This is a genomic window from Desertivirga arenae, assembly GCF_017355785.1.
GTDB lineage: Bacteria > Bacteroidota > Bacteroidia > Sphingobacteriales > Sphingobacteriaceae > Desertivirga > Desertivirga arenae.
In genome coordinates this window covers 1-2,216 of sequence record NZ_JAFEWE010000030.1, presented here as the reverse complement: position 1 = coordinate 2,216, position 2,216 = coordinate 1, and the positions used below count along the sequence as shown (strand labels likewise).

The window sequence follows — 2,216 nt, the reverse complement described above, 5'->3', positions numbered from 1 at the left end:
GTAAGCGCCTGACCAACCCCATCTTTACTTTCACCTAAATCTACTATTTCTTTGCAGGATGAAGAAAGTAGCACAAATGCGCCAGGCGGTGCAGCAGTGGAAAGAAAGTGGATTGACCCAAAAAGCTTATTGCGAAAAGATTGGAGTAAAGCGAACTACTTTTGCTAGTTGGGTGGCACGCAGCAGAGAAAATGCAGTTGCGGGCTTCATTGCACTAAAGCCACAGGTTAAACCAATATCAGAAAGCATTGAAGTAATCTATCCTAACGGAGTACGCCTTAAGATCAGTGCTTCCCATATTCCGATTCTTTCTGAATTGATCCGTCTGGCTTAATGTTTAGCCTGAATTCCTCTCATCGTTATTTCCTTTATCAGGGATACTGCGACATGCGTAAATCATTTGACGGTTTGTGCGGTCTGGTGGTTTCTGAACTGAACAGAAATGCTACCAGCGGAGATGTATTCGTTTTTTTAAACCGCCAGCGGACTCATATCAAGCTATTGCATTGGGAGCACGGAGGTTTTGTATTATACTACAAACGCCTGGAACAAGGTAGTTTTCCCTTACCTAAAAGACAGGTGTTAAGCTGGGCAGACCTGGTGTTAATGATTGAAGGGATACAGGTGCAAAAGAGCAGACAATTGCGCCGTTATCAGATATAAAAGTGCCTTTTTTCTTGTTTAAAAGCGGTTTTTTGAGTAATTTCATGCCATGGATACGGCACTGGAAAACCTCTCAAAAGAGCAATTAATTGCTATTATCCATGCTCGTGAGGAAGAAAACGCTCACTTAAAACATCAGGTTGATCTTCTTAAACGCCTTCAATTCGGACAGAAGCGCGAACGCTTTGAAGGCGATCCGGCTCAAGGTGTTTTACCATTTGAAACTCCAGCCGAGGAAGAAGTACAGCAGCAAGAGGAAATCAAAGAACAGATCAGCTATACCCGTAAAAAGCAATCCGCTCATAAAGGTCGTGCAGCTTTACCCGCGCATCTTCCGGTGGAAGAAGTTGAGATCTACCCAGAGGGAGACCTAACCGAAATGGTATGTATCGGCAAAGAAGTAACTGAAGAACTGGAGTGTGAGCCTGCACGTTTCTTTATCCGCCGTTATATCCGCTATAAGTATGCAGCTAAAAACGGAGAGAGCGTTAAGACCGGAGAGCTTCCCGAACGAGTGATTGACAAAGGTATTCCGGGAGCAGCTTTACTCTCGATGATCCTAACCGATAAATACATGGATCACCTCCCATTGTACCGGCAGAAACAACGGTTTGCAAGGGAGAATATTCCCATTGCCTCTTCTACTATCGAAGGATGGGTAAAACAAGCTCTGGAAAGACTCGATCCTCTTTACCAGCAGCTCAGGTTTGATATCAAAGCCAAGGGTTATTTACAGGTAGATGAGACTAGCATTAAGGTACTGGAAAGTGATAAGAAAGGTGCTGCCCATATGGGCTGGTACTGGGTGTATCATTCTCCTTTAGACGGAATGGTATTGATGGACTATCAACCCACTCGTAGTGCTGTAGCTACCAAAGATATGCTAGCTCATTTTAGAGGCTACTTGCAAAGTGATGGTTATGGGGTGTACGAAAAGATAGGTCAGCGTACAGAAGTAACACCAGTAGCCTGTTGGGCACATGCCCGAAGAGAGTTTGAACGTGCTTTGGATAATGATAAGATTAGGGCAACTAAAGCTCTGTCCCTCATCCAGCAGCTATATGTAGTAGAACGTAAAGCAAAAGAAGAACAGCTTGATGCAGCCCAGATCAAACAGAGGCGCTTGGACGACTCCCTTCCGGTACTTAATGAACTGGGTAAATGGATCTTTGCTGAAGTGAAAAACACTTTGCCTAAAAGCCAGATCGGAAAAGCAATGCGATATGCGATGGAGCGTTGGGATAAGTTAAGCGTGTATCTGCAGGACGGCAGTCTTCATATCGATAACAATGCCATTGAAAATGCTATCCGTCCAATTGCTTTAGGCCGCAAAAACTATCTTTTTGCAGGAAGTCATGATGCTGCTACCCGTGCAGGAATGCTCTATTCCTTTTTTGCAATCTGCAAGAAGCATGAGGTGAACCCTTACCAGTGGTTAAAATACGCCTTGGAGAATATCATGACGATCAACCATAAGAATATCAGAGATCTCTATCCACAAAACTTTAAGAAATTAGTGGAGCTTTAAAAGACGTGCTTGGTCGGGCGAATAC

At 44.0% G+C, this 2,216-nt stretch carries 3 protein-coding genes; all 3 read left to right on the top strand.

The window, feature by feature from the left end:
* Nucleotides 1-58: 58 nt before the first annotated feature.
* Genes tnpA through tnpC form a run of 3 tightly spaced genes read left to right on the top strand, consistent with a single transcriptional unit; the run spans nt 59 to nt 2,191 of the window.
* Nucleotides 59-334 (top strand): IS66 family insertion sequence element accessory protein TnpA, encoded by a 276-nt coding sequence (gene tnpA / locus J4N24_RS25325; RefSeq protein ID WP_207536536.1) that lies wholly within the window; start codon nt 59-61, stop codon nt 332-334.
* Nucleotides 334-663 (top strand): IS66 family insertion sequence element accessory protein TnpB, encoded by a 330-nt coding sequence (gene tnpB, locus J4N24_RS25320; protein ID WP_256439416.1) that lies wholly within the window; start codon nt 334-336, stop codon nt 661-663. The genes tnpA and tnpB overlap by 1 nt, the downstream gene beginning before the upstream one ends.
* Before the next feature lie 49 nt (nt 664-712).
* Nucleotides 713-2,191, top strand: coding sequence for an IS66 family transposase (gene tnpC / locus J4N24_RS25315; RefSeq protein ID WP_207536534.1), 1,479 nt, complete (start codon nt 713-715; stop codon nt 2,189-2,191).
* The last annotated feature ends 25 nt before the right edge of the window (nt 2,192-2,216 follow it).